This is a genomic window from Streptomyces shenzhenensis, assembly GCF_021462265.1.
GTDB classification, from domain to species: Bacteria; Actinomycetota; Actinomycetes; order Streptomycetales; family Streptomycetaceae; genus Streptomyces; species Streptomyces shenzhenensis.
In genome coordinates this window covers 149,329-175,886 of the sequence record NZ_JAJONF010000019.1, presented here as the reverse complement: position 1 = coordinate 175,886, position 26,558 = coordinate 149,329, and the positions used below count along the sequence as shown (strand labels likewise).

Here is a 26,558-nt window from a genome sequence, read left to right as displayed (position 1 = left end):
TTCGACGACGGCACTGGTGGCCAAGTACCGAGAGCTGCGCGGTCGTTAGGCCGGACATGAAAGAACCCGTACGGCCGCCGAGGCCGTACGGGTTCTTCTCAGCACTTCGTCAGGGTGAAGCCGGCGGATACAGCGACCGGGGCAGTTGGGAGGCCGCTGTCGCGTCCAGGAGCCACAGGGTGCGCCGGCGGCCCTGGGCGCCCGCTGCCGGGGCCTGGATCTCGCCCGCGCCCGAGAGGGCGATGGCGACGGCCTCGGCCTTGTCCTCGCCCGCCGCCAGGAGCCAGACCTCGCGGGCCGAGCGGATGGCGGGGAGGGTGAGGGAGACGCGGGTCGGCGGGGGCTTGGGGGCGCCGTGGACGCCGACCACCGTGCGTTCCGTCTCGCGGACCGCGGGAAGCTCCGGGAAGAGCGAGGCCACGTGGGTGTCCGGCCCGACGCCCAGCATCAGGACGTCGAAGGTGGGCACCGAACCATGGTTCTCGGGGCCGGCCGCGAGGGCCAGTTCCGCCGCGTAGGCCTCGGCTGCCGCGTCCACGTCCGTACCCCAGGGGCCGTCCGAGGCGGGCATGGCGTGCACGCGCTTCGGATCCACCGGAACCTGGTCGAGCAGGGCGTCGCGAGCCTGGGTGACGTTGCGCTCCGGGTCGCCCTCGGGCAGGAAGCGTTCGTCGCCCCACCACAGGTCGAGCCGGCTCCAGTCGATGGCGTCCCGGGCCGGGGCCGCCGCCAGGGCCGCCAGCAGGCCGTTGCCGTTGCGGCCGCCCGTGAGGACCACGGACGCCTCGCCCCGGGAGGCCTGCGCGTCCACGATCTTCGTGATCAGGCGGGCCGCGGCGGCCTGCGCCATCAGCTCCTTGTCGTGGTGCACGACCAGCTGGGGGGTGCTCATGTCGTCTTCGCCCTCTTCTTCAGCGGCGCCCGTTCCTGCGACGCCGCCTCTGTCGTGGGAGCCTCGGCAGCGGCTTCGGGGGCTGCCGCGCGGGTGACCGGTTCTCCTTTGGGCGCCGGGTCCGTCGTGGCGGCGGACGGGGCCTGAACAGGAGCCGGAGCCGTAGCCGGGGCCGACGACGCGTTGAGGCGGTCCACGCCGAAGCGCAGCGCCGACGCGTAGGTGTCGTCCGGGTCGAGCCGGCGCAGCTCCTCCGCGATCAGCTCGGCCGTGTCGCGCCGCTTCAGCGCCACCGCGCGGTCCGGCTGGCCGTCGATGGACAGGGTGGCCAGGGAGCCGTCCGCCCGGTCCAGCGCGATCGCGCCCGCGCTGGTGGTGAGCCGCACCGCGGTCAGACCGGGGCCGGCCGACAGGGAGCGTCTGACGGGGACGTCCAGCCGGTCCGCGAGCCACATCGCCAGCAGCTCACAGCTCGGGTTGAACTCCTCGCCCTCCACCTCGACGGCCTTGACCTCGCAGACCACCTGGTCCAGGGCCGCCGCCAGCATCGAGCGCCAGGGCGTGATCCGGGTCCAGGACAGGTCCGTGTCGCCGGGGGTGTAGGCGTCCGCGCGGGCGGACAGCTCCCGTACCGGCTGCTCGGAGGAGTAGGTGTCGGTGACCCGGCGCTGGGCGAGGGCGCCGAGGGGGTCCTTCGCCGGGTCGAGCGGGGCGTTCACCGGCCACCAGACGACGACCGGGGCGTCCGGCAGCAGCAGCGGCAGCACGACCGAGTCGGCATGGTCGGCGACCTCGCCGTACAGCCGCAGCACCACCGTCTCGCCGGTGCCCGCGTCCGCGCCCACCCGGACCTCGGCGTCCAGGCGGGACGCCGTACGGTCGCGGGGGGAGCGGGAGACGCGCTTGATGACGACCAGGGTGCGCGAGGGGTGCTCGTGCGAGGCGTCGCCGGCGGCCTTGAGGGCGTCGTACGCGTTCTCCTCGTCGGTGACGACGACGAGGGTGAGCACCATGCCGACGGCGGGCGTGCCGATGGCCCGGCGCCCCTCTACCAGTGCCTTGTTGACCTTGGCGGCCGTGGTGTCCGTGAGGTCTATCTTCATGGCCGGCGCCAGCTCCGTCCGTCTCGTGCCAGCATCTCGTCGGCCTCGGCCGGACCCCAGGTGCCGGACTTGTACTGCGCGGGCCTGCCGTGCTTGTCCCAGTGCTCCTCGATCGGGTCGAGGATCTTCCAGGACAGCTCGACCTCCTCGGTGCGCGGGAAGAGGTTGGCGTCGCCGAGCAGCACGTCCAGGATGAGCCGCTCGTACGCCTCCGGCGAGGACTCGGTGAAGGACTCGCCGTAGGCGAAGTCCATCGACACGTCCCGGATCTCCATCGAGGTGCCCGGCACCTTCGAGCCGAAGCGGACGGTGACGCCCTCGTCGGGCTGGACGCGGATGACGATCGCGTTCTGCCCGAGTTCCTCGGTGGCCGTCGTGTCGAAGGGGGAGTGCGGGGCCCGCTGGAAGACCACCGCGATCTCGGTGACCCGGCGGCCGAGCCGCTTGCCGGTGCGCAGGTAGAAGGGGACGCCCGCCCAGCGGCGGTTGTCGATCCCCAGCTTCACGGCGGCGTAGGTGTCGGTCTTCGACTTGGTGTCGATGCCGTCCTCTTCGAGGTAGCCGATGACCTTCTCGCCGCCCTGCCAGCCGGCCGCGTACTGACCGCGCACCGTCGACTTGCCCAGGTCCTTGGGCAGCCGTACCGCGCCGAGCACCTTCTCCTTCTCCGCCGCGAGCGCGTCCGCGTCGAAGGAGGCCGGCTCCTCCATGGCGGTGAGGGCCATCAGCTGGAGCAGGTGGTTCTGGATGACGTCCCGGGCTGACCCGATGCCGTCGTAGTAGCCGGCGCGGCCGCCGATACCGATGTCCTCGGCCATGGTGATCTGCACGTGGTCGACGAAGGACCGGTTCCAGATCGGCTCGTACATGGTGTTGGCGAAGCGCAGCGCCAGGATGTTCTGGACCGTCTCCTTGCCGAGGTAGTGGTCGATCCGGAACACCTGGTCCGGTTCGAACACCTCGTGGACGACCTTGTTGAGCTCCTCGGCCGACTTCAGGTCGTGGCCGAAGGGCTTCTCGATGACCGCGCGCCGCCAGGAGCCGCCGGACTGGTCGGCCAGCCCGTGCTTCTTCAGCTGCTGGATGACCACCGGGAAGGAGCGCGGCGGCACCGAGAGGTAGAAGGCGAAGTTGCCGCCCGTGCCCTGCGCCTTGTCCAGCTCGTCGATGGTGGAGCGCAGCCGCTCGAACGCGTCGTCGTCGTCGAAGGTGCCCTGGACGAAGCGCATCCCCTGGAGGAGCTGCTGCCAGACCTCCTCGCGGAACGGCGTGCGGGCGTGTTCCTTGACGGCGTCGTGGACCTCGGCGGCGAAGTCCTCGTGGGCCCACTCGCGGCGGGCGAAGCCGACCAGGGAGAAGCCCGGCGGCAGCAGACCCCGGTTGGCGAGGTCGTAGACGGCGGGCATGAGCTTCTTACGGGAGAGGTCGCCCGTGACGCCGAAGATGACCAGGCCCGACGGCCCCGCGATGCGCGGGAGCCGTCGGTCCGCGGGGTCACGAAGCGGGTTCGCTCCGGAACCGGAAAGGGGTGACAAGTGATCAGCCCTCCGAGGGGGCCAGGCGCTCCAGCTCCGCCTGGGTCGACTTGAGCAGGTCGTTCCAGGACGCCTCGAACTTCTCGACGCCCTCGTCCTCCAGTACCTGGACCACGTCGTCGTACGAGATCCCGAGCGCCTCGACGGCGTCGAGGTCGGCGCGGGCCTGCTCGTACGAGCCGGTCACGGTGTCGCCGGTGACGTCACCGTGGTCCTCGACCGCGAGGAGGGTGGCCTCCGGCATGGTGTTCACCGTGTTCGGCGCCACCAGGTCGACGACGTACAGGGTGTCCTTGTACGCCGGGTCCTTCACACCGGTGGAGGCCCACAGCGGACGCTGCTTGCGGGCGCCCGCGCTCTCCAGCGCCTGCCAGCGGTCGGAGGAGAAGACCTCTTCGTACGCCTGGTAGGCGAGCCGGGCGTTGGCGACGGCGGACCTGCCGCGCAGCGCCTTGGCCTCGTCGGTGCCCAGGTCGTTCAGGCGCCGGTCGATCTCGGTGTCCACGCGGGACACGAAGAACGACGCCACCGAACGGATGAGCGACAGGTCCAGGCCGCGTTCCTTGGCCTTCTCCAGGCCGGTCAGGTAGGCGTCCATCACCTTGCCGTACCGCTCCAGCGAGAAGATCAGCGTGACGTTGACGCTGATGCCGAGGCCGATGACCTCGCTGATCGCCGGCAGACCCGCCTCGGTGGCCGGGATCTTGATGAGGGTGTTGGGGCGGTCCACCAGCCAGGCCAGCTGCTTGGCCTCGGCGACCGTCGCCTTGGTGTTGTGCGCCAGGCGCGGGTCGACCTCGATCGACACCCGGCCGTCCTGGCCGTCGGTCGCGTCGAACACCGGGCGCAGGATGTCGGCGGCGTCGCGGACGTCCGCCGTGGTGATCATGCGGATGGCCTCTTCGACGGTGACCTTGCGGGCGGCCAGGTCCGAGACCTGCTGCTCGTAGCCGTCACCGGAGGAGATCGCCTTCTGGAAGATGGTCGGGTTGGTGGTGACGCCCACGACGTGCTGCTGGTCGATCAGCTCGGCGAGGTTGCCGGACGTGATCCGCTTGCGCGACAGGTCGTCCAGCCAGATCGCGACGCCTTCCTCGGAGAGGCGCTTGAGTGCGTCTGTCATGGAATTACATCTCCTACGTGTCGTATGTGAGCGTCAGCGCTGGGCGGCGGCGAGAGATTCCCTGGCCTTGGCGGCCACGTTCTCGGCAGTGAAGCCGAACTCCTGGAAGAGCACCTTGCCGTCTGCGGAAGCACCGAAGTGCTCCAGGGAAACGATGCGGCCGGCGTCCCCGACGTACTTGTGCCAGGTGAGGCCGATGCCCGCCTCGACCGACACCCGCGCCCGGACGGACGGCGGCAGGACGCTGTCCCGGTACCCCTGGTCCTGCTCCTCGAACCACTCCACGCACGGCATGGACACGACGCGCGTGGGCACGCCGTCGGCCTCCAGCCGCTCGCGTGCCTCGACGGCCACGTGGACCTCGGAACCGGTCGCGATGAGGATGACCTCGGGGGCCTGGTTCGACGCCTCGAAGAGGACGTAGCCGCCGTTGACCGCGTCCTCGTTGGGCTCGTACACCGGCACGCCCTGACGGGTCAGCGCCAGGCCGTGCGGGGCGCCCTTGCCGAAGACCTTCGTGTAGCGCCTGAGGATCTCGCGCCAGGCGATCGCGGTCTCGTTGGCGTCGGCCGGGCGGACCACGTTCAGACCCGGGATGGCGCGCAGCGAGGCGAGGTGCTCGACCGGCTGGTGCGTGGGGCCGTCCTCACCCAGACCGATGGAGTCGTGGGTCCACACGTACGTCACCGGCAGGTGCATCAGGGCCGACAACCGCACGGAGTTGCGCATGTAGTCGGAGAAGACGAGGAACGTACCACCGTAGACGCGGGTGTTGCCGTGCAGGGTGATGCCGTTCATCTCCGCGGCCATGGAGTGCTCGCGGATACCGAAGTGGATGGTGCGGCCGTAGGGGTCCGCACCCGGCAGCGGGTTGTCCGCCGGCAGGAAGGAGCTGTCCTTGTCGATGGTCGTGTTGTTCGACCCGGCCAGGTCGGCGGAGCCGCCCCACAGCTCGGGAATGACCGCGCCGAGGGCCTGGAGCACCTTGCCGGAGGCCGCGCGGGTCGCGACGCCCTTGCCGGGCTCGAAGACCGGGACCTTCTCCTCCCAGCCCTTGGGCAGCTCGCCCGCGGCGATCCGGTCGAAGTCGGCGGCCCGCTCGGCGTTGTTGTCCCGCCACAGCTGGAACGACTTCTCCCACTCGGCCTTCGCCGCCGCACCGCGCTCACCGGCCCGGCGGGTGTGGGCGATGACCTCCTCGGCGACGTCGAAGCTCTTCTCCGGGTCGAAGCCGAGGACGCGCTTGGTGGCCGCGACCTCGTCCGCGCCCAGCGCCGAGCCGTGCGCGGCCTCGGTGTTCTGCGCATTCGGGGCGGGCCAGGCGATGATCGAGCGCATCGCGATGAAGGACGGCTTGTCCGTCACCTTCTTCGCGGCCTCGATCGCGTTGTAGATGGCGTGCGGGTCCAGGTCGCCGTCCGGCTTCGGAGCGATCCGCTGGACGTGCCAGCCGTACGCCTCGTACCGCTTGACGGTGTCCTCGGAGACGGCCGTCTCGGTGTCGCCCTCGATCGAGATGTGGTTGTCGTCCCACAGCAGGACGAGGTTGCCGAGCTTCTGGTGGCCGGCCATCGAGGACGCCTCGGCGGAGATGCCCTCCTGGAGGCAGCCGTCACCGGCGATGCAGTAGATGTAGTGGTCGAACGGCGACTCGCCCTGCGGCGCGTCCGGGTCGAACAGACCGCGCTCGTAGCGGGCGGCCATGGCCATGCCCACCGCGTTGGCGACACCCTGGCCCAGCGGACCGGTGGTGGTCTCCACGCCCTTGGTGTGGCCGTACTCCGGGTGACCGGGGGTCTTCGAGCCCCAGGTGCGGAAGGCTTCGAGGTCTTCCAGCTCCAGACCGAAACCGGCCAGGTAGAGCTGCGTGTAGAGGGTCAGCGACGAGTGACCGGCGGACAGCACGAAGCGGTCGCGGCCCACCCAGTCGGGGTCGGACGGGTCGTGCCGCATCACCTTCTGGAAGAGGGTGTACGCGGCCGGCGCCAGGCTCATCGCCGTACCCGGATGGCCGTTGCCGACCTTCTGTACGGCGTCGGCGGCCAGGACGCGGGCGGTGTCGACGGCCCGCTGGTCCAACTCGGTCCAGTCGAGGTCTGTGGTGGTCGGCTTGGTGCTCACCCTGGGTCAGGGCTCCTCTCCACATGTTCGGTTACCGGTCCACGGGCACACGCCCACACCGGCTGCCGGTGTGCCGGGTGCCCACCGGCCGTGTCGAGCCTACCCCCGTAAAGACGTGCGTTTTTTCGAGTGTTTCCAGACTGCCGGGACTCTCGGGCATCCGCCTCCCGACTGGCCGAGAAGGCATTCGGCACATGAATACGGAACCGCTCATCTGACTGCTCAACCGAACCCTGTGCCCCTCTTTCGAGACGCCCCTCAACACGACCCCACCCCCGCGAAGGGCGGGGTATGGGCAACGTCTAAAGTGGCGTGGTACGCGCGAGCCTTTACCGTGAGTTCACACGGCGGGGCTCGCTGGGAGTCTCTGTCAGGGGTGTGCGTGACGGCCGTCGAATCCCGTCCAGCGGGGGTACTCGGTGCGAGCGAGAGCGCGAGCCACCGGCCGTTCGGGGCCCGTGTCCAAGCTTTCGTGGCGCTGACCAAGCCACGGATCATCGAACTGCTGCTCATCACCACGGTTCCGGTGATGTTCCTGGCGCAGCGGGGCGTGCCCGACCTGACACTGGTGCTGCTCACCTGTGTCGGCGGCTACCTCTCGGCCGGCGGCGCCAACGCGCTGAACATGTACATCGACCGGGACATCGACGCGCTGATGGACCGCACCTCGCAGCGGCCACTGGTGACCGGCATGGTCAGCCCGCGCGAGTGCCTCGCCTTCGGCGTCGGCCTCGCGGTCGTCTCCACACTGTTGTTCGGTTTCACCGTCAACTGGCTGAGCGCCTGGCTGTCACTCGGAGCGCTGCTCTTCTACGTCGTCGTCTACACGATGCTCCTCAAGCGGCGTACTTCGCAGAACATCGTGTGGGGCGGCATCGCCGGCTGCATGCCGGTGCTGATCGGCTGGTCGGCCGTCACCGACTCGCTCTCCTGGGCACCGGTCGTCCTCTTCCTGGTGATCTTCTTCTGGACGCCGCCGCACTACTGGCCGCTCTCCATGAAGGTGAAGGACGACTACGCGCGCGTGGGCGTGCCGATGCTGCCGGTCATCGCCTCCAACAAGGTGGTCGCCAGGCAGATCGTCATCTACAGCTGGGTGATGGTCGCCGTCTCCCTCCTGCTCACCCCCCTCGGCTACACCGGCTGGTTCTACACCCTGGTCGCGCTGGCGGCGGGCGGCTGGTGGCTGTGGGAGGCGCACGCGCTCCAGCACCGCGCGAAGGCGGAGGTGACGGCCGGGAAGCTCAAGGAGATGCGGCTGTTCCACTGGTCCATCACGTATGTGTCGCTGCTGTTCGTCGCGGTGGCGGTCGACCCCTTCCTGCGCTGACGCCCAGGTCACACCGCCCTGCCCTCGCCAGTCGATCTACCCGTGAGTAGCATCCTGTCCATGGCAGACACGCAGCAGGTTGAGGTGGACCAGAAGGCCGAGCGCAAGGCGGCGCGCCTCGCCCGGCAGATCGGCGCCTTCGCCAAGGCCCACGGCGGTGCCGAGGGGCAGGTGGCCTACATCGGCGAACGCGGCGCCCGCATCGTCCTCGTCGGCGCGGACGGCGGCTGGGGCGACCTGGTGGCCCCGACGTACGGGATCGCCGAGCAGGCGGTCGCCAAGTCCGGCATCACGGTCCACGAGTCGTTCGACGGCGAGTTCGCGGCGAAGGTGCAGACGGGTCCGTACGAGTGGAAGCGGATGGCGGGCATTCAAGTAGGCGGCTGAGCAGCGCCCCCGAAGGGGCGCGGTGCCTATCTGACAGACGGCGCCGCCCCGTGGGCGCGGCCGGCCGCTTGCGGCCCGCGGTCGCCGTAGGACCGGCACTCCCGGGCCGAACCGCGACTTCGGTCCCGTTCACCCGTTAAGACGGTTAAGCAACCGTCGTCCACGGGGAGCCCGGATGATCGACACGCCGTCCTTGGTGGACCAGTACTGTCACGGCGTACTCCGTACGGAGCTGGGCCTCGGCACCTTCGAGGCCCAGCTCGCCCGTACCGAAGGCCCCCCGGCCCCCGGCACCACCCTCTTCGACACCCAGACCGGTTTCGCGGTACGGCGCTGGTGCCCCCCGCTCCTCGGCCTGGAACCCCACTGCGCGCCGGCCCGCTACCTGGCCCGGCGCCGTGAACTCGGCGTCCTGGAGACCGGCCGCCGTCTCCTGCGCGGCAGCGGCATCACCACCTACCTCGTCGACACCGGCCTGCCCGGCGACCTCACCGGCCCCGCCGAGGTCGCCTCGGCCGGCGCCGCTCAGGCCCGCGAGATCGTCCGCCTGGAACTCCTCGCCGAGCAGGTCGCCGACACCTCCGGCACCGTCGAGTCCTTCCTCGCCAACCTCGCCGAGTCGGTGCACGGCGCGGCGGCGAACGCGGTCGCCTTCACCTCCGTCGCCGGTCTCCGCCACGGCCTGGCCCTGGCCCCCGAGCCGCCCGGCCCCGGCGAGGTGAGAGGCGCGGCCGGCCGCTGGCTGGCGGCCCGCGGCGTCGGCGGCGAGCTGACCGACCCGGTCCTGCTCCGGCACCTGCTCTGGATCGCCGTGGCCTCCGGCCTCCCCCTCCAGCTGCACGCGGGCCTCGGCGAGCCCGGCGCCCGGATCGACCGCACCGACCCGGTCCTGCTCACCGACTTCGTCCGGGCCACCGCGGGCCTCGGCACCGACCTGGTTCTCCTGCACGGCTACCCCTACCACCGCCACGCCGCCCACCTCGCCGGCGTCTTCCCGCACGTGTACGCCGACTCGGGCGCGGCCCTGGTGCGCACCGGCGCCCGCGCCGCGACGGTCCTCGCCGAGATCCTGGAGCTGGCCCCCTTCGGCAAGATCCTCTTCTCCAGCGGCGCCCATGGCCTCCCCGAGCTGCACGTGGTCGGCGCCCGCCTCTTCCGCGAGTCCCTCGCCCGGGTCCTCGGCACCTGGGTCGCCGACGGCGCCTGGTCCCTGGGCGACGCGCAGCGGGTGGCCAAGCTGATCGCGGCGGGGAACGCGACACGGGTGTACGGACTGGACTGACCTGTCCAGACTCGGCGCATGGACACCGAGACCTTACTGGCCCGGGCCACCGTCACCGCCCGTGCGGGCCGCCTGATCTCCAAACGCGAGGCGCTGGACCTGCTGCCCGGTCTCGGCGCCCCCGCCGAGGTCGTCGACGACATCCGAAGCCGCCGCTACGACGCTCACCCCGCCCCGCCCACCGAGGAGTGGACGGCGCGCCGGGCCCGGCTGACCCGCGACTACTTGGGCCCGGCGATCGACGCGCTCACGGCGTCGTACGACTGAACGGGCAGGTCGGCCGTCACCTCGGCGCGCTCCCGCAGGGACAGCAGGACACGCAGCACGCCGATCCACATCAGGCAGGAGCCGAACATGTGCAGGCCGACCAGGACCGTGGGCAGGTGCGTGAAGTACTGGACGTACCCGATCACGCCCTGACCGAGCAGGATCAGGAACAGGTCGCGGACGCGGTCCCGCGGCCCCTGGGGCGCGTCGACGCCCTTGAGGAAGAACCACAGCGCGAAGGTCAGCGACACCACGATCCAGGCGAACACCGCGTGCAGCTCGGCGACGCCCGACCAGCTGACGTCGATGCGCTCGACGTCGCCGGAGTCGCCCGGGTGCGGTCCCGCGCCGGTCACCACCGTGCCCGCGGTGATGAGCAGCAGCGACACGGCCACCAGGGCCCACACCAGCTGCTGCACGGCCCGGCCGACCAGCGGGCGTGGCTCTCCGTCGCCCTCGCGGGTGCGCTGCCACATCACGGCGGCGACCGTGATGAGAGCGGTCGCCAGCAGGAAGTGGGCGGCCACGGTGTACGGGTTCAGACCCACCAGCACCACGATGCCGCCGAGCACGGCATTGCCCATCACGAGCCAGAACTGGGTCCAGCCCAGCCGGGTCAGACCGCGCCGGTAGGGCTTCTGCGACCGGGCGGCGATGATCGCCCACCCGACCGCCGCGCACAGCACGTAGGTCAGCATGCGGTTCGCGAACTCGATGGCGCTGTGGTAGCTCAGCGCGTCGGTCGGGGTGAGCGAGCCGTCGGTGCACTCGGGCCAGGTCGGGCAGCCGAGGCCGGAGCCGGTGAGCCGCACCGCACCGCCGGTGACCACGATGATCACCGACATGACGAGCGCGGCGAGAGCCGCCCGCTGGACGGTCCGGGGATCCGGGGTCCAGCGTTCGGCGATGAAGGCGAGCGGGTTGCGCAGCGCCGCTACGAGGTCGGTGGGGGTCAGCTTTGGCACGGGCACCATGGTAGGGGGCTGCTTGTGCACGCGTTCACGAGGGTGGGGGTCCGCCCCGCCGACGGGGCCGTCCAGCGGGTCGCGCGGGTCGCCGGGACCTGTCACTCCCACCGGAAGAACTTCCCCGCCGCCCCCAGCGCCACCACCGCCCACACCGCGAGAATCCCCAGGTCGCCCCACGGCATGGCCGCTCCGTGCTGGAGCACGTCCCGCAGGCCGCCCGAGAGGGCCGAGATGGGGAGCAGGTCGAGGGTGTGCCGGGCGCCGCCGAACTTGTCCAGCGGGACGATGACCCCACCGCCCACGAGCAGCAGCAGGAACACCAGGTTGGCTCCCGCCAGGGTCGCCTCCGCCTTGAGGGTGCCCGCCATCAGGAGGCCGAGGCCGGAGAAGGCGGCCGTGCCGAGGATCAGGAGGAGCAGGACGGCGAGGGGGTTGCCGTGCGGGGACCAGCCGAGGGCGAAGGCGCTCATCGTCAGCAGGATCACCTGGAGGGCCTCGGTGACCAGGACCGACGCGGTCTTGGCCGCCATCAGGGCCCAGCGGGGCAGCGGGGAGGCGGCGAGGCGCTTCAGCACGCCGTAGCGGCGCTCGAAGCCGGTCGCGATGGCCTGGCCGGTGAAGGCCGTCGACATGACCGCGAGGGCGAGGATGCCGGGGGCCAGGAAGTCGACCGACTTGCCCTTGCCCGTGTCGACGATGTCCACCGAGCTGAAGAGCACGAGGAGGAGGGTGGGGATCACCACCGTCAGCAGGAGCTGCTCGCCGTTACGGAGCAGCATCCTCGTCTCCAGGGCCGCCTGCGCCGCGATCATGCGGGGGAGCGGGGCGGCACCCGGCTCGGGGACGTGGACACCGGTGCCGGTCGCGGTGGTCATGAACGCAACTCCCTACCCGTGAGCTCCAGGCTGTGCTTTCCCGGGGGGCGACCCGCGGACCCCCGGCCGGTTTTCGTGTGAGCCGGAATCATGAGCGCAACTCCCGACCCGTGAGCTCCAGGAACACGTCTTCCAAGGTGTGCCGTTCGACCGAGATGCGGTCGGGCATGACGCCGTGCTGGGCGCACCACGAGGTCACCGTCGCCAGCAGTTGCGGGTTGACCTTGCCGACCACCCGGTAGGAGCCCGGGGTCAGTTCGGCGGCCGTGGAGTCGGCCGGCAGTGCCTTGAGGAGCGAGCCGACGTCGAGGCCGGGGCGGCCGGTGAACCGCAGGGTGTTCTCGGCGCCGCCCTTGCACAGCTCCTCGGGGGAGCCCTGGGCGATCACCCGGCCGGCGTCGATGACGGCCACGTCGTCGGCGAGCTGCTCGGCCTCCTCCATGTAGTGGGTGGTGAGGATGACCGAGACACCGTCGGTGCGCAGGTCCCGGACGAGGTCCCAGGTGGCGCGGCGGGCCTGCGGGTCGAGGCCCGCCGTCGGCTCGTCGAGGAAGACCAGTTCCGGGCGCCCGACCACCGCCATGGCGAGCGCCAGGCGCTGCTGCTGGCCGCCGGACAGGCGGCGGTACGACGTCCGTCCGCAGCTGCCGAGGCCGAGCCGCTCCATCAGCGCGTCCACGTCCAGCGGATGCGCGTGCAGCTTCGCCACGTGCCGCAGCATCTCGTCGGCGCGGGCGCCCGAGTAGACACCCCCGGACTGGAGCATCACGCCGACTCTGGGGCGCAGCTCGGCGGACTGCCGTACGGGATCGAGGCCCAGGACGCGCACCGTGCCGGAATCCGGCTTGCGGTACCCCTCGCAGGTCTCGATCGTGGTCGTCTTGCCCGCCCCGTTGGGGCCGAGTACGGCCGTCACGCCGGCCTCGGCGGTCAGGACGAGGCCGTTCACAGCGGTCTTGGTGCCGTACCGCTTCACCAGGTCCCGCACCTGGACCACCGGCTCACTTCGCATGGTGACAGAGTCTAAGGACGCCGGCCGTCACCCGGACGGCCGGGTGGCTGGATCTCCTCCTCACGGGGTCGGTGCACGGCCAGCCACCGCTCGGCGTAGGCCACGGCCTCCGCCACCTGGAAGAGCCGGGCCTCGGCCGCGCCGACCGTGCCGCGGACGACCACCGGGCGGTCGCGTTCGAAGTCGTGCCCGAGTTCGTCGAAGCGGTCGGAGGTGATCGACACCTCGGTGATCTCCTCCCAGCCGCCGCCGGGCGCGGGACGGCCGACCCGGACGCGCGGGGCGGGGATCCGGTACTCGGCGAGATGGAAGCTGGTGCAGGTGGCGTAGCCGGTGCCCAGCATGAGCACGCGCGCGTGCAGCTGCTCCAGCCGGGCCAGCGGGCTCCGCTCGCCGAGCCGGCAGTCGGGTTCGTGGCCGTCCAGGAGCTCCGCGGCGCGGGGGCCGACGGCGGCGAAGGAGGTCTGCGGGTGGGCGCTGCGCAGGGCACCCGGCCAGGTCCGCAGGGTCTCCGGAAGCACGCCGACCCCGCGGCTGGGGGTCGTCCGGGGGTCGTACGGCGGCATGGTCGCCCGGATCGTCGCCCACCACTCCTCGGGCACCGGCGGGTTTCCCCACCCGGCGGGGTCCGAGAGGTCGCCGGACTGGGTGGGGACCACCAGGGTGCCGTCCGGACCGAGGGCGTCGAGGAGGGCCTGGACGACGGCCACGGCTCCGCCGTTCACCCAGCCGAGGGAACTGAGCGAAGTGTGCGCGAGGAGGATCTCGCCGGTCCTGACACCCAGCAGTCGAAGCTGCTTCGCGAGGGCGTCCCGCGTGACAAGAGGGCCGGTCGGAGGGGGCGTGGGCATGATCCTGGAGTGTTCCGGAGGCGGCCGCCGTGCGCCACCCAATTGGGTGCACGGGTGATTTCCGCAGGTCAGGGCAGACCCGTGGTTAGGTAACCCTAAGTGATGCAGGGCACCGCTTCCCCGCCCGGACGCCGCTTGCCTGGCTCTGAGGAATTACGCAACAATGGTGTTGTGAAAAACGTCGGCGAGGTTCGGGAGACCCCTTCGGGGGCCCCGCAGGAAGAGCTCGCGACCGGAGAGCGCTCGACGCGCAACCGGGTCGCGCGGTCGATCCTGGACCACGGGCCGTCGACCGTCACGGAGCTCGCCGGACGCCTGGGCCTGACTCCGGCGGCCGTACGCCGGCATCTGGACGCACTGGTGGCCGACGACGTCGTGGAGGCGCGCGAGCAGCGGGTGTACGGCGCGCGGACGCGCGGCCGGCCCGCCAAGATCTTCGCCCTCACCGACTGCGGCCGCGACGCCTTCGACCAGTCGTACGACAAGCTCGCCGCCGACGCGCTGCGCTGGATCGCCGAGCAGGGAGGCGGCCAGGAAGCGGTCGCCGCCTTCGCGCGGGCCCGGATCGCCGCCCAGGCGAGCGCCTACCGCCAGGCGATCGAGAGCGTGAGCCCCGACGAGCGCGCCGAAGCACTGGCCAAGGCCCTGAGCCTGGACGGGTACGCTGCGACGGCGCGCCGCGCACCGGTCGGCGAACAGCTGTGCCAGCACCACTGCCCGGTCGCCCATGTCGCGGAGCAGTTCCCCCAACTGTGCGAGGCGGAGACGGAGATCTTCGCCGAACTGCTCGGAACACACGTCCAGCGACTGGCGACCATCGCGCACGGCGACGGCGTCTGCACGACGTTCATCCCCAAGATTTCCACTGACGCATCTGCTAGCACGGCCGGGAGGAACCCCGCATGACTCTCCCCACGGAGACTGCCCACCCTGAGCTCGAGGGCCTGGGCAAGTACGAATACGGCTGGGCCGACTCCGACGTGGCCGGTGCCTCCGCCAGGCGCGGCCTGAACGAGGAGGTCGTCCTCGACATCTCCGGCAAGAAGTCCGAGCCGGAGTGGATGGCCAAGCTGCGTCTCAAGGGCCTCAAGCTCTTCGAGAAGAAGCCCATGCCGAACTGGGGATCCGACCTCTCCGGTATCGACTTCGACAACATCAAGTACTTCGTGCGCTCCACGGAGAAGCAGGCGGAGTCCTGGGAGGACCTGCCCGAGGACATCAAGAACACCTACGACAAGCTGGGCATCCCGGAGGCCGAGAAGCAGCGCCTCGTCGCCGGTGTCGCCGCCCAGTACGAGTCGGAGGTCGTCTACCACCAGATCCGCGAGGACCTGGAGGAGCAGGGTGTCATCTTCCTCGACACCGACACCGCCCTGAAGGAGCACCCGGAGCTCTTCAAGGAGTACTTCGGCACCGTCATCCCGGCCGGTGACAACAAGTTCGCCGCGCTGAACACCGCCGTGTGGTCCGGCGGCTCCTTCATCTACGTGCCGAAGGGTGTGCACGTCGAGATCCCGCTCCAGGCCTACTTCCGCATCAACACGGAGAACATGGGTCAGTTCGAGCGGACCCTGATCATCGTCGACGAGGGCGCCTACGTGCACTACGTCGAGGGCTGTACCGCTCCGATCTACAAGAGCGACTCCCTCCACTCCGCGGTCGTCGAGATCATCGTCAAGAAGAACGCCCGCTGCCGCTACACGACCATCCAGAACTGGTCGAACAACGTCTACAACCTGGTCACCAAGCGCGCCGTCGCCTACGAGGGCGCCACCATGGAGTGGATCGACGGCAACATCGGCTCCAAGGTGACGATGAAGTACCCGGCCGTCTACCTGATGGGCGAGCACGCCAAGGGCGAGACCCTCTCCATCGCCTTCGCGGGCGAGGGCCAGCACCAGGACGCCGGTTCCAAGATGGTCCACATGGCGCCGAACACGTCGTCCAACATCGTCTCCAAGTCCGTGGCGCGCGGCGGCGGCCGTACCTCCTACCGCGGCCTGGTCGAGATCGGCGAGGGCGCCCACGGCTCCAAGTCGAACGTGCTGTGCGACGCGCTGCTCGTCGACACGATCTCCCGCTCCGACACGTACCCGTACGTGGACGTCCGCGAGGACGACGTGTCCATGGGGCACGAGGCGACCGTCTCCAAGGTCTCCGAGGACCAGCTCTTCTACCTGATGAGCCGCGGTCTGTCCGAGTTCGAGGCGATGGCGATGATCGTGCGTGGCTTCGTCGAGCCGATCGCCAAGGAACTGCCCATGGAGTACGCCCTCGAGCTCAACCGGCTGATCGAGCTCCAGATGGAAGGCGCGGTCGGCTGACCGACCGCCGTCACCGTCAAGCCACTCACGTAAGAAAGCGAGCAGACCGACAGCCATGGCTGAGGCTCAGAACATCCCCGCGGGGTCGATGACCGCGGGCCAGATCGCGGTGGCCGCCGAGTCGACCGTCGCCACGCGCATGAGCGCGCCCCCGTCCTTCGACGTCGCGGACTTCCCGGTCCCGCACGGCCGCGAGGAGGAGTGGCGGTTCACCCCGCTGGAGCGCCTGCGCGGGCTGCACGACGGCACGGCGGTCGCGTCCGGCGACAGCCTGAAGGTCGCGGTGGAGGCCCCCGAGGGCGTCACCGTCGAGCTGGTCGGCCGCGACGACCCCCGGCTCGGCCGGGCCGGCACCCCGGTGGACCGGGTCGCCGCCCAGGCGTACTCCGCCTTCGAGCGGGCCGGCGTGGTCACCGTCCCCAAGGAGACGGTGCTCACCGAGCCGATCCGGATCAGCGTGCACGGCCAGGGCGGGGTCGCCTACGGCCACCAGGTGATCGAGCTGGGCGCCTTCGCCGAGGCCGTCGTCGTCATCGACCACACCGGTGACGTGGTCACCGCGGCCAACGTCGAGTACGTCCTGGGCGACGGCGCCAAGCTGACCGTGGTCTCCGTCCAGGACTGGGACGACAAGGCCGTCCACGTGGCCCAGCACAACGCCCTGGTCGGCCGGGACGCCGGCTTCAAGTCCGTGGTCGTCACCTTCGGCGGCGACGTCGTACGACTGCACCCGCGCGTCTCCTACGCCGGCACCGGCGGCGAGGCCGAGCTGTACGGCCTGTACTTCACCGACGCCGGCCAGCACCAGGAGCACCGCCTGCTGGTCGACCACAACACCCCGCACTGCAAGTCCAACGTCGCCTACAAGGGCGCACTCCAGGGCGACAACGCGCACGCGGTGTGGATCGGTGACGTCCTCATCGAGGCCAAGGCCGAGGGCACCGACACCTACGAGATGAACCGCAACCTGGTCCTCACGGACGGCGCGCGCGTCGACTCGGTGCCGAACCTGGAGATCGAGACCGGCGAGATCGTCGGCGCCGGCCACGCCTCCGCCACCGGCCGCTTCGACGACGAGCAGCTCTTCTACCTGATGGCCCGCGGCATCCCGGAGCAGGAGGCCCGCCGCCTCGTCGTCCGCGGCTTCTTCGCCGAACTGGTCCAGCAGATCGGTGTCGCCGACATCGAGGAGCGCCTGCTCGCCAAGATCGAGCAGGAGCTGGAGGTCTCGGTCGCATGACCTCGACTGCGTTCGTGCGCGCCTGCGGGCTGAGCGAGCTGGAGGAGGGCACCCCGAAGCGGGTGGAACTCGACGGCACGCCGGTCTCGGTCGTCAAGACCGAGGCAGGGGTGTTCGCCATCTACGACATCTGCTCCCACGCCAACGTCTCGCTCTCCGAGGGCGAGGTGGAGGACTGCCAGATCGAGTGCTGGCTGCACGGCTCCAGCTTCGACCTGCGCACCGGCAAGCCGTCCGGCCTCCCGGCCACGCGCCCCGTCCCCGTATACCCCGTAAAGATCGAAGGGGACGACGTGCTCGTCTCCCTCACCCAGGAGTCCTGAGGCACCCATGGCAACGCTTGAAATCCGAGACCTGCACGTCACCGTCGAGGCCGACAACGCCACGAAGGAGATCCTCAAGGGCGTCGACCTCACCGTGAAGCAGGGCGAGACGCACGCCATCATGGGCCCCAACGGCTCCGGCAAGTCGACCCTCGCCTACTCGCTCGCGGGTCACCCGAAGTACACGGTCACCGGTGGCACCGTGCTGCTCGACGGCGAGGACGTCCTGGAGATGTCCGTCGACGAGCGGGCCCGCGCGGGCCTGTTCCTGGCGATGCAGTACCCGGTCGAGGTTCCGGGTGTCTCCGTGTCGAACTTCCTGCGGACCTCCGCCACCGCCGTCCGCGGCGAGGCCCCCAAGCTGCGCACCTGGGTGAAGGAGGTCAAGGAGGCCATGGAGCGGCTGTCCATCGACCCCTCCTTCGCCGAGCGCAACGTGAACGAGGGCTTCTCCGGCGGCGAGAAGAAGCGCCACGAGATCCTCCAGCTCGAACTGCTCAAGCCGAAGATCGCGATCCTCGACGAGACCGACTCCGGCCTCGACGTCGACGCCCTTCGCATCGTCTCCGAGGGCGTCAACCGTGTCCGCGAGACCGGTGAGGTCGGCACCCTGCTGATCACGCACTACACGCGCATCCTGCGCTACATCAAGCCGGACCAGGTCCATGTCTTCGCGGGCGGCAGGATCGTCGAGTCGGGCGGCCCCGAGCTCGCCGACAAGCTGGAGGCCGAGGGCTACGAGGCATACACGAAGGGTGGCGCATCCGAGTGACACAGCTGCCGGGCCTCCTCGACACCGAGGCGATCCGCAAGGACTTCCCCGTCCTGGACCGGCTGGTCCACGACGACAAGAAGCTCGTGTACCTGGACAACGCGGCGACCAGCCAGAAGCCGCGCCAGGTACTGGACGTCCTCAGCGAGTACTACGAGCGCCACAACGCCAACGTCCATCGCGGTGTGCATGTGCTCGCCGAAGAGGCCACGGCGATGTACGAGGGTGCGCGCGACAAGGTCGCCGAGTTCATCAACGCGCCCAGCCGCGACGAGGTGATCTTCACCAAGAACGCCTCCGAGTCGCTGAACCTCGTGGCGAACATGCTCGGCTGGGCCGACGAGCCCTACCGGGTGGACCACGAGACCGAGATCGTCATCACGGAGATGGAGCACCACTCCAACATCGTGCCGTGGCAGCTGCTGGCGCAGCGCACCGGCGCGAAGCTGAAGTGGTTCGGCCTCACCGACGACGGCCGCCTCGACCTCACCAACCTCGACGAGATCATCACGGAGAAGACGAAGGTAGTCTCCTTCGTGCTGGTGTCGAACATCCTGGGCACGGTCAACCCGGTCGAGGCGATAGTGCGCCGCGCCCAGGAGGTCGGCGCCCTCGTCTGCATCGACGCCTCCCAGGCCGCTCCCCACATGCCGCTGGACGTGCAGGCCCTGCAGGCCGACTTCGTGGCCTTCACCGGCCACAAGATGTGCGGCCCGACCGGCATCGGCGTCCTCTGGGGCCGCCAGGAGCTCCTGGAGGACCTGCCGCCGTTCCTCGGCGGCGGCGAGATGATCGAGACCGTGTCGATGCACTCGTCGACGTACGCCCCGGCGCCCCACAAGTTCGAGGCGGGCACCCCGCCGGTCGCCCAGGCGGTCGGCCTCGGCGCGGCGATCGACTACCTGAGCGCCATCGGCATGGACAAGATCCTCGCCCATGAGCACGCGCTGACCGAGTACGCGGTGCGGCAGCTCCAGCAGGTCCCGGATCTGAGGATCATCGGCCCCACCACGGCCGAGGACCGGGGTGCCGCGATCTCCTTCACCCTCGGGGACATCCACCCGCACGACGTGGGCCAGGTCCTCGACGAGCAGGGCATCGCGGTCCGCGTCGGCCACCACTGCGCGCGGCCCGTCTGCCTCCGGTACGGAATTCCTGCGACCACGCGAGCGTCGTTCTATCTGTACTCCACTCCGGCCGAGGTCGACGCTCTGGTCGAGGGCCTGGAGCACGTACGGAACTTCTTCGGCTGAAGGGCGTGAGCTGAGACCGTGCTGCGCTATGGAATGCGAGGTTTGTCGTCGTGAAGCTGGATTCGATGTACCAGGAAGTCATCCTGGACCACTACAAGAACCCGCACGGGCGTGGTCTGAGGGACGGTGACGCCGAGGTGCACCACGTGAACCCGACGTGCGGCGACGAGATCACCCTCCGAGTGAAGTACGACGGCACGACGATCGAGGACGTCTCGTACGAGGGCCAGGGCTGCTCCATCAGCCAGGCCTCGGCCTCCGTGCTGAACGAACTGCTGGTCGGCAAGGACCTGGCGGACGCGCAGAAGATCCAGGAGACCTTCCTGGAGCTGATGCAGTCCAAGGGCCGGCTGGAGCCCGACGACGCGATGGAGGACGTCCTGGAGGACGCGGTCGCGTTCGCCGGTGTCTCCAAGTACCCCGCCCGGGTCAAGTGCGCCCTCCTGAGCTGGATGGCGTGGAAGGACGCGACGGCGCAGGCGCTGGGTGGCGCGGCCGACGCCGAGAGGAAGACGGCATGACCGACACCGCTGAGATGAACCCCGCCTCGGAGGAAGAACTCCGCGAGGCCCTGATGGACGTCGTCGACCCCGAGCTCGGCATCGACGTCGTCAACCTCGGCCTGATCTACGGCATCCACATCGACGACGCGAACATCGCCACCGTCGACATGACCCTGACCTCGGCGGCCTGCCCGCTGACCGATGTCATCGAGGACCAGGCCAAGTCCGCCACGGACGGCATCGTCAACGAGCTGCGCATCAACTGGGTCTGGATGCCCCCGTGGGGCCCCGACAAGATCACCGACGACGGGCGGGAGCAACTGCGGGCGCTCGGGTTCAACGTCTGAGCACCCCGCACACGTGAAAGCGGCGGCACCTTCCGGGTGCCGCCGCTTTCGTTCGCTTGCTCAGGCCAGCGGGTCCACGAACCGGAACGCGGAGTCCGCCCGGTAGAGGTCGCTGTTCTGGTACGGGTCCAGCTTCAGCTGGAAGTTCTGGTGGCGCAGATAGCGGCCGGGGTAGTTCACCGACTCCAGCATGACCGCGCCGGAGTAGGACGAGGCCCGGGCGCAGAAGGTGGCGTCCTGCTCGAAGAGGGACGAACCGTCGTCGCTGTCGGCGCGCAACAGGAAGCTGCGGTGCCGCAGGTACTTCCCGTCGGACGTCCTGAACGAGTAGCAGGAGCTGTTCGCCAGTCCCGTGACCACGGTGAACGTGGAGTCCGCGCGGGACTCCGAGCCGCGTGGCGCGTCCAGCTTCACCAGGCCGTCGCTCACATGCCAGTAGCGGTCCGGGTAGTTGACCGAGCGGACCGACCTCTGGGCGGTGCTGGGCTGCTGCGCCGAGCCGCCCGAACCGCCCTTGGAGGGAGCGGACTTGGAGGGCTTCGCGCTGGAGGGCGCGGCCTTCGGGGTGCTGCCGTGCGCCGTGGCGGTCGCCGTGGCGGACGCGGACGGCGAGGTCGCCGACATCCCCGACGTGCCCTTCGGCGGAGCGGTCGTACCCGACGCCGACGGCGAGGCGAAGGAGAGCAGACCCGGGCCGTTGTCGGTGTTCCCGGTCGCCGTGGAGCCGGGCGACGCCGACCGGTCAGGGGTCTTGTGGCTGACGGCTATCGCCGTGACGCAGGCGACGACGGTGGCGACGGCGAGCATGCCCGCCAGCCAGAGTCTTCGGGTGCCGGGGGCCCGGGAGGTGTCGGGGGCCCAGCCGTTCTCCCAGGCGGGATGCGGCGGGGGTTGGGGGGTGGTTTCTGGCATACGCGGTTTCCTCCAGCGGCGCCAAGGCAGCGGCCGGGGACGTGAGGGTGGGGTGGGTGAAGTGTGAAGCAAGGGTGGATCACCGAGGTGCACACACTAGTGGAGTGACGGGCTCACGGGGAGCCCTTCAGCTAGCGGTTTCTGTGAGCATTAAACATCCGTGTGGGGCGCGGGGGAGTTCAAACGGCGTTCTCAGTTGCCCTCCCAGGTCCGGCTCGCCGCCCGACGGCACCCTGGCGCCGATGGCTACCTCGGTGTTCTCCTCCGTACGCCCCGTCTTCGTCCTCGCCTGTCCCCGCTCGGGAACGACCCTGCTCCACCTGATGCTGCACGCCCACCCGCGTATCGCCCCGCCGCTGGAAACGCGGTTCGTCCTGCCGGTTCTACGAACGCGGGCTCGGCTTCGGGGACTTGCGTGAGCCGGTGAATCGGGCGGTGCTCGCGCACTGGATCACCGGCCGCAGGGAAACCCGTTTCTATGAACTGGGCCTCGACGCCGAGGACGTCGCCGGCCGGATCACCGGCGGCCCGCCCACCCTCGGCTCGGCCCTCGGCATCGCCCTCAAGGCGTACGCGGACAGCCACGGCAAGGCGCGCCGGGGCGACAAGCGGCCCGCCTGCGCCCTGCACGTCGAGGAGATCCTGCGGCTCTTCCCAGACGCCCAGTTCGTGCCCCTCGTCCGCGACGGCCGGGACTGCGTGGCCTCGCTCCTCGGTATGCCCTGGCGGCACCGCGGCTTCCACGAGGCCGTCGCCACCTGGGCCCAGGTGACGGACGGGACCCGGCGCCACGCCCGACGGCTCGGCCCCGGTGCCTGGCACGAGGTCCGCTACGAGGACCTGATCACCGACTGCGAACACCAACTCTGCATGATCTGCGCCTATTTGGGCGAGGAGTACGACCCGCGGACGACCGAGCCGCACCGTCTCGCGCGCGCCGCCGTACCGGCCCGGAGACCTGGCGCCGCGGTGCCCCTCCCGGTCCGGCAGCTGGCAGTGGCGGCTGACGCCGGACCAGATCCGGCTCACCGAGGCCGCGTTGGGCGACCGCCTGGCGCGGTACGGCTACGCACCGAGCGGGGCGGTCCGGCCCTACCCGGCCGAACTGCTCCGCCACCGCCGCGTCCTCGCCCGGCGCCGCGCGGCCCTCGCCGAGCGCCGGACGCTCGACCGCGTGACACGGCTGCGCGAACCGGGCCCGGTGGCGGCGGCCCGGCCCCCGTGCCGAGGCCAAGACGGCCCGGCACGGTTGTGTACGGTCGTACGCAACGGTGCGTACACTCGTACACATGGGATATCTGACGCTCGCCGGCGCCATAGCCGCCGAGGTCGCCGCCACGACGGCGATGAAGTACGCGGACGGCTTCAGCAGACTCTGGCCTTCGCTGCTGACGGCACTGGGATACGTCGTCTCGTTCCTGCTGCTGGCCGAGACGCTGAAGACCGTGTCGATCGGCACCGCGTACGCGATCTGGTCCGGGGTCGGCACCGCCGTCGTCGCCGTGCTGGGCCTGCTGCTGTTCGGGGAGACCCTGACCCTGGTCAAGGTGGCCGGGATCGTGCTGATCGTCGGTGGCGTGGTGGTCCTGAACCTGGGAGGCGCGCACTGATGCCCCGTCGCTACGACCCCGATCGCCGGCAGCGGATCATCGACGCGGCGATCCGGGTCGTCGGCGCGAAGGGGCTCGCGGGACTGAGCCATCGCACCGTCGCCGCCGAGGCCGACGTCCCGCTCGGCTCCACCACGTACCACTTCAAGACCCTCGACGAACTGATGGTCGCCGCCCTGCGCCAGGCGAACGAGGGCTTCGCCAAGGCGATCGCCGCGGACGGAGGCCTGGACGACTCCTCGGCGGACCTCGCCACCGTCCTCGCCCGGATCCTCGGCGACTGGCTGAGCGGTGACCGTACCGCCGTGGAACTGGAGTACGAGCTGTACCTCGCCGCCCTGCGCCGTCCGGCCCTGCGCCCCGTCGCCGCCGAGTGGGCCGACGACCTCGCCGAATGCCTGGCCCGGCGCACCGACCCGGTCACGGCGCGGGCGCTGGTCGCACTGATGGACGGGATCTGCCTCCAGGTGCTGCTGACGGGGACGCCGTACGACGAGGGGTACGCGCGGGAGGCACTGGGGCGGGTGATTCCCTGAGCGGACGCGTATGTCCCGCTCCCGCCGAAGCCACACCGGCGGCGAGCACGCACGACGGCGGTGCTTTCGGTGGCGGAGGCCGGCGAGCGCCCCTGACCGGAGCCGGGGGCCCGCACCACGGGGGAGCGCCGGGTCCCCGGCGCGTCGACGCGGCCCGCCCCCTGAGACGCCCCGCACGCTGGTTCGCCTCCCCGGCCCCCGGCCGGTTAGGTTGCCCTCATGACCGACACCACTGCTCCTCGTTCCACCGGTGCCGCCGCCGTGGGCCTCGCCACGATCGCCGCCGACGGCACCGTTCTCGACACCTGGTTCCCCGCTCCCGAACTCCTGGCCGAGCCCGGCCCGTCCGGTACCGAGCGGCTGTCCGCGGAGAAGGCCGTGGAACTGCTCGGCGAGGGCGCCGGGAAGGCGCTCGGCCCGGACGCCCGCCGCGGTGTCGAGGTCGTCGCGGTCCGTACGGTCATCGCCTCCCTCGACGACAAGCCGCTCGACACCCACGACGCCTACCTGCGCCTGCACCTGCTCTCGCACCGCCTGGTGAAGCCGCACGGCCAGAGCCTGGACGGCATCTTCGGCCTGCTCGCCAACGTCGCCTGGACCTCCCTCGGCCCGGTCGCCGTCGACGAGATCGAGAAGGTCCGGCTGAACGCCCGCGCCGAGGGCCTGCACCTCCAGGTGACCTCGATCGACAAGTTCCCGCGGATGACGGACTACGTCGTCCCGAAGGGCGTGCGCATCGCCGACGCCGACCGGGTCCGCCTCGGCGCGCACCTCTCCGAGGGCACCACCGTCATGCACGAGGGCTTCGTCAACTTCAACGCCGGCACCCTCGGCACCTCGATGGTCGAGGGCCGGATCTCCGCCGGTGTCGTGGTCGGCAACGGCTCCGACATCGGTGGCGGCGCCTCCACCATGGGCACGCTCTCCGGTGGCGGCAACGTCATCATCGCCATCGGCGAGCGCTGCCTGATCGGCGCCGAGGCGGGCGTCGGCATCGCCCTCGGCGACGAGTGCGTGGTCGAGGCGGGCCTGTACGTCACCGCGGGCACCCGCGTCACCATGCCCGACGGCCAGATCGTCAAGGCCCGCGAACTCAACGGCGCCTCCAACATCCTCTTCCGCCGCAACTCGGTCACCGGCGCCGTCGAGGCCCGCCCGAACAACGCGGTCTGGGGCGGCCTGAACGAGATCCTGCACAGCCACAACTGATCATTGACGGCCGTGACCTGCGGCCGCCCAACCGATCATCGCTCCGACTGCTGCCGAGCCGCCGAGTTGCCGGCAGTTGTCGACGCTGGTCGTCGCTGAGCGCCCTTCCACGGCCCGAGGACGGCCCGGGGAGGGCGCTCACGTGCTTCCTCCGGGCGGGACATCGGCCTGTGCGCTCCCGGACTCACCATCGGCATCCAGGGGGCGGCAGCAGTGAACTTGTCGGCTCGACAGGGCTGTGGGCTGTCGATTGATGGGATCTCGTAGACGATCTCGCAGTGGGCGGCGGGCACGATGATGTCCGCCGTCTCCACGGAAGAGCAGAACACCGAGCCCCGCAGACGCTCCGGGCGTAGATCGTGTCAGAGACGCCCGAGCAGCTCAGCCTTCTTCTCCGCGAACTCCTCGTCCGTGAGGATGCCGGCGTCATGGAGCGACGCGAGCTTCGCGATCTGCTCGACAACATCCGGCTGAGTTGCGGCCTCGGCCGGTGCCCCATGCTTGCCTCGCTGGATCACCGAAGAAGCGAGGTCCAAGATCTTATCGGTCACGCCAGGCTGCGCCGGGAGGGGCTCCGAAGACTCGGCCTGCGCGGAGGTATCAGTGACGACCTGCCGGCCTTCGAGCAGTACGGAGAAGATCATGAACAGCTTCTCCGGCAACTCAATGAGGGACTGACTGCCGTCGGCCCAGTTCACGCGGACGGTGTGCCCGGATTTCATGGCAGCCCCGAGGCCGGCACCGACAGCCTTACCGATCATGCCGGGCAGAGCGGCCTTCGCGGCGGCCTGGCCCATGGCGCCGGCGACACCTTCCCTGGTCGAGAGTTCCTCCCACTCGAGCACGGTCTCGGCGTTGAGCCGGGGCCGCTTGAACGGGTTGCGTGGGTGCTGGATGGTGAGTCCGCCGTGGCCTGACAGAACGCTGCCGCCCGCCAAGTGACCGCCCACTACGCGTCCCTGGTTCGTCAGAGCCTGCAGAATCGCCATTCGCGCACCGTAGAGCAAGACTTCGGCCCGAGTCCACTTCACTTCCGCCACGCTGACGACGAAGGCGGCCTCTGATTCGTCGAGGCCGTACCCGGCCGACCGCTGCTGCTGCCGAGGTCTCAGTCCGGCAGGCAGGAGCGGAATCGGTGGAGCAGTTCAAGTGCGGCAGGGCTCTCCGCGTCGAAGGTCTGGCTTCGTCGGCCGACAGGAAGACCCGGCCCCCAGACACGGGCACCGTGACAGCGGAAGCAGAAGGCGATCTCGAAGAGCTGATCGGTGGAGCTGTGCGCCCGGATTCCCCAGCCTGGCAGGAAGCAGCGGTACAGCTCACTACCTGGTAGGTCGGCGATCAGGGACAGAGCCTGCTGGGCTTGCCCTCCCTCCCATATCGCGGCAGTGTCGCCGGCCAGGTCCTCCGAACTGAGGTGCCTGACGGGGTCGGTGATGTGGACGACTTCGATGAGCTCGGTCTTCCCATGGGCTAGCGGCAGCAGCATGCCCCCAGACTCTCCGATCGTGGCTTCCCCGACCAGGGACGGCGGCGGCCGAGACGACGGGTACGGCGACGGCGGCGCCGGATGTCAGTAGAACAACCCGGGGAGGTTGAGCGCGTTGCCCACCCGCAGCGGCCGCCCGAAGGGGACGGTCGCCCGGATCGTCGTACAGCCTTCGGGGCGTCGCTCCGGCTTTGCCGCGTACGGGTTGAGGGGGCCCTCGACGTCCAGGAACAGCAGGGGGCGGCTCACGGGGCCAACGTACGGCAGCGGGCGCGCGGAAAGCCGGTGAATATTCTC

Annotated in this window: 29 protein-coding genes and 1 pseudogene; 17 read left to right on the top strand and 13 right to left on the bottom strand. The window is 70.2% G+C overall.

Going from position 1 to position 26,558, the window contains the following annotated elements:
- Positions 1-109: 109 nt before the first annotated feature.
- The 5 genes from pgl to tkt are packed head-to-tail and all read right to left on the bottom strand — an operon-like array spanning position 110 to position 6,774.
- On the bottom strand, positions 110-892 hold the full coding sequence (gene pgl / locus LQ326_RS24675; protein WP_234539771.1) for a 6-phosphogluconolactonase: 783 nt from the start codon (positions 890-892) through the stop codon (positions 110-112).
- On the bottom strand, positions 889-1,995 hold the full coding sequence (gene opcA, locus LQ326_RS24670) for a glucose-6-phosphate dehydrogenase assembly protein OpcA (RefSeq protein ID WP_234539770.1): 1,107 nt from the start codon (positions 1,993-1,995) through the stop codon (positions 889-891). Before opcA ends, pgl begins: the two co-directional genes overlap by 4 nt.
- Complete coding sequence (zwf, locus tag LQ326_RS24665; RefSeq protein WP_234539769.1) at positions 1,992-3,530, bottom strand: glucose-6-phosphate dehydrogenase; 1,539 nt, start codon at positions 3,528-3,530, stop codon at positions 1,992-1,994. The genes opcA and zwf overlap by 4 nt, the downstream gene beginning before the upstream one ends.
- Before the next feature lie 4 nt (positions 3,531-3,534).
- Positions 3,535-4,653: a transaldolase gene (tal, locus tag LQ326_RS24660; RefSeq protein ID WP_234539766.1), complete on the bottom strand. Its 1,119-nt coding sequence runs from the start codon at positions 4,651-4,653 to the stop codon at positions 3,535-3,537.
- A gap of 33 nt (positions 4,654-4,686) precedes the next feature.
- Complete coding sequence (tkt, locus tag LQ326_RS24655) at positions 4,687-6,774, bottom strand: transketolase (RefSeq protein ID WP_234539765.1); 2,088 nt, start codon at positions 6,772-6,774, stop codon at positions 4,687-4,689.
- A gap of 376 nt (positions 6,775-7,150) precedes the next feature.
- Here tkt and LQ326_RS24650 point away from each other — a divergent pair, with 376 nt between their 5' ends.
- The 4 genes and pseudogenes from LQ326_RS24650 to LQ326_RS24635 form a co-directional block, all read left to right on the top strand.
- Complete coding sequence (locus tag LQ326_RS24650) at positions 7,151-8,104, top strand: heme o synthase (protein ID WP_234539763.1); 954 nt, start codon at positions 7,151-7,153, stop codon at positions 8,102-8,104.
- A gap of 60 nt (positions 8,105-8,164) precedes the next feature.
- Positions 8,165-8,491 carry a hypothetical protein gene (locus tag LQ326_RS24645; RefSeq protein WP_234539762.1) on the top strand — a complete coding sequence of 109 codons (327 nt, stop codon included), beginning with the start codon at positions 8,165-8,167 and terminating at the stop codon, positions 8,489-8,491.
- Positions 8,492-8,666: 175 nt separating this feature from the next.
- Complete coding sequence (locus LQ326_RS24640) at positions 8,667-9,773, top strand: amidohydrolase family protein (RefSeq protein WP_234539760.1); 1,107 nt, start codon at positions 8,667-8,669, stop codon at positions 9,771-9,773.
- A 39-nt stretch (positions 9,774-9,812) separates the two neighbouring features.
- Positions 9,813-10,040 (top strand): annotated as a pseudogene (locus LQ326_RS24635) (nucleotidyltransferase); the annotation flags it as partial.
- Here the strand turns inward: LQ326_RS24635 and LQ326_RS24630 are convergent.
- From LQ326_RS24630 to LQ326_RS24615, 4 genes are all read right to left on the bottom strand, one after another.
- Positions 9,995-11,014, bottom strand: coding sequence for a COX15/CtaA family protein (locus LQ326_RS24630; RefSeq protein ID WP_234539758.1), 1,020 nt, complete (start codon positions 11,012-11,014; stop codon positions 9,995-9,997). The pseudogene LQ326_RS24635 and the gene LQ326_RS24630 sit on opposite strands and share 46 nt — an antisense overlap.
- Before the next feature lie 92 nt (positions 11,015-11,106).
- Positions 11,107-11,883, bottom strand: coding sequence for an ABC transporter permease (locus tag LQ326_RS24625; RefSeq protein ID WP_234539757.1), 777 nt, complete (start codon positions 11,881-11,883; stop codon positions 11,107-11,109).
- Positions 11,884-11,971: 88 nt separating this feature from the next.
- On the bottom strand, positions 11,972-12,895 hold the full coding sequence (locus LQ326_RS24620) for an ABC transporter ATP-binding protein (RefSeq protein WP_234539755.1): 924 nt from the start codon (positions 12,893-12,895) through the stop codon (positions 11,972-11,974).
- A gap of 11 nt (positions 12,896-12,906) precedes the next feature.
- Complete coding sequence (locus LQ326_RS24615) at positions 12,907-13,746, bottom strand: AAC(3) family N-acetyltransferase (RefSeq protein WP_234539753.1); 840 nt, start codon at positions 13,744-13,746, stop codon at positions 12,907-12,909.
- A gap of 171 nt (positions 13,747-13,917) precedes the next feature.
- Between LQ326_RS24615 and LQ326_RS24610 the strand changes: the two genes are divergently transcribed.
- From LQ326_RS24610 to LQ326_RS24575, 8 genes are read left to right on the top strand one after another with little or no spacing between them, the layout of a single operon-like run.
- Positions 13,918-14,652, top strand: coding sequence for a helix-turn-helix transcriptional regulator (locus LQ326_RS24610; RefSeq protein WP_234539751.1), 735 nt, complete (start codon positions 13,918-13,920; stop codon positions 14,650-14,652).
- The gene (gene sufB, locus LQ326_RS24605) at positions 14,649-16,070 is read left to right on the top strand and encodes a Fe-S cluster assembly protein SufB (protein ID WP_181804579.1); all 1,422 of its coding nucleotides are present in this window, start codon (positions 14,649-14,651) and stop codon (positions 16,068-16,070) included. The genes LQ326_RS24610 and sufB overlap by 4 nt, the downstream gene beginning before the upstream one ends.
- A gap of 55 nt (positions 16,071-16,125) precedes the next feature.
- Positions 16,126-17,310 (top strand): Fe-S cluster assembly protein SufD, encoded by a 1,185-nt coding sequence (sufD, locus tag LQ326_RS24600; RefSeq protein ID WP_234539750.1) that lies wholly within the window; start codon positions 16,126-16,128, stop codon positions 17,308-17,310.
- Positions 17,307-17,633 (top strand): non-heme iron oxygenase ferredoxin subunit, encoded by a 327-nt coding sequence (locus tag LQ326_RS24595; protein ID WP_234539748.1) that lies wholly within the window; start codon positions 17,307-17,309, stop codon positions 17,631-17,633. Before sufD ends, LQ326_RS24595 begins: the two co-directional genes overlap by 4 nt.
- A gap of 7 nt (positions 17,634-17,640) precedes the next feature.
- Entirely contained in the window at positions 17,641-18,405 is a 765-nt protein-coding gene (gene sufC / locus LQ326_RS24590; protein WP_234539747.1) for a Fe-S cluster assembly ATPase SufC, read from the top strand.
- Positions 18,402-19,658, top strand: coding sequence for a cysteine desulfurase (locus LQ326_RS24585; RefSeq protein ID WP_234539745.1), 1,257 nt, complete (start codon positions 18,402-18,404; stop codon positions 19,656-19,658). Before sufC ends, LQ326_RS24585 begins: the two co-directional genes overlap by 4 nt.
- 50 nt (positions 19,659-19,708) lie before the next feature.
- Positions 19,709-20,179: a Fe-S cluster assembly sulfur transfer protein SufU gene (sufU, locus tag LQ326_RS24580; protein WP_234539743.1), complete on the top strand. Its 471-nt coding sequence runs from the start codon at positions 19,709-19,711 to the stop codon at positions 20,177-20,179.
- Positions 20,176-20,508, top strand: a complete 333-nt coding sequence (locus tag LQ326_RS24575) for a metal-sulfur cluster assembly factor (RefSeq protein WP_234539740.1) — start codon at positions 20,176-20,178, stop codon at positions 20,506-20,508. The genes sufU and LQ326_RS24575 overlap by 4 nt, the downstream gene beginning before the upstream one ends.
- A gap of 60 nt (positions 20,509-20,568) precedes the next feature.
- On the opposite strand, the gene LQ326_RS24570 is transcribed toward LQ326_RS24575, so the two are convergent.
- Positions 20,569-21,420, bottom strand: a complete 852-nt coding sequence (locus LQ326_RS24570; protein ID WP_234539738.1) for an AbfB domain-containing protein — start codon at positions 21,418-21,420, stop codon at positions 20,569-20,571.
- Positions 21,421-21,662: 242 nt separating this feature from the next.
- Here LQ326_RS24570 and LQ326_RS48765 point away from each other — a divergent pair, with 242 nt between their 5' ends.
- The 5 genes from LQ326_RS48765 to dapD all read left to right on the top strand — a co-directional run bounded on the left by LQ326_RS48765 (position 21,663) and on the right by dapD (position 24,775).
- Complete coding sequence (locus LQ326_RS48765) at positions 21,663-21,839, top strand: sulfotransferase (protein ID WP_372496942.1); 177 nt, start codon at positions 21,663-21,665, stop codon at positions 21,837-21,839.
- A gap of 4 nt (positions 21,840-21,843) precedes the next feature.
- On the top strand, positions 21,844-22,722 hold the full coding sequence (locus tag LQ326_RS24565; protein WP_308402010.1) for a sulfotransferase family protein: 879 nt from the start codon (positions 21,844-21,846) through the stop codon (positions 22,720-22,722).
- Positions 22,710-23,030: a DMT family transporter gene (locus tag LQ326_RS24560; protein ID WP_181808563.1), complete on the top strand. Its 321-nt coding sequence runs from the start codon at positions 22,710-22,712 to the stop codon at positions 23,028-23,030. The genes LQ326_RS24565 and LQ326_RS24560 overlap by 13 nt, the downstream gene beginning before the upstream one ends.
- Complete coding sequence (locus tag LQ326_RS24555; protein ID WP_234539737.1) at positions 23,030-23,566, top strand: TetR/AcrR family transcriptional regulator; 537 nt, start codon at positions 23,030-23,032, stop codon at positions 23,564-23,566. The genes LQ326_RS24560 and LQ326_RS24555 overlap by 1 nt, the downstream gene beginning before the upstream one ends.
- Positions 23,567-23,785: 219 nt before the next feature.
- A complete protein-coding gene (gene dapD / locus LQ326_RS24550) occupies positions 23,786-24,775 on the top strand; it encodes a 2,3,4,5-tetrahydropyridine-2,6-dicarboxylate N-succinyltransferase (RefSeq protein ID WP_234539735.1) in 990 nt (329 codons plus the stop codon).
- A gap of 362 nt (positions 24,776-25,137) precedes the next feature.
- On the opposite strand, the gene LQ326_RS24545 is transcribed toward dapD, so the two are convergent.
- From LQ326_RS24545 to LQ326_RS24535, 3 genes are all read right to left on the bottom strand, one after another.
- Positions 25,138-25,764 (bottom strand): SHOCT domain-containing protein, encoded by a 627-nt coding sequence (locus tag LQ326_RS24545; protein ID WP_234539734.1) that lies wholly within the window; start codon positions 25,762-25,764, stop codon positions 25,138-25,140.
- A 119-nt stretch (positions 25,765-25,883) separates the two neighbouring features.
- Positions 25,884-26,261: a hypothetical protein gene (locus LQ326_RS24540; RefSeq protein ID WP_234539732.1), complete on the bottom strand. Its 378-nt coding sequence runs from the start codon at positions 26,259-26,261 to the stop codon at positions 25,884-25,886.
- Positions 26,262-26,345: 84 nt separating this feature from the next.
- Positions 26,346-26,510 carry a hypothetical protein gene (locus tag LQ326_RS24535; protein ID WP_234539780.1) on the bottom strand — a complete coding sequence of 55 codons (165 nt, stop codon included), beginning with the start codon at positions 26,508-26,510 and terminating at the stop codon, positions 26,346-26,348.
- Between the last annotated feature and the right edge of the window lie 48 nt (positions 26,511-26,558).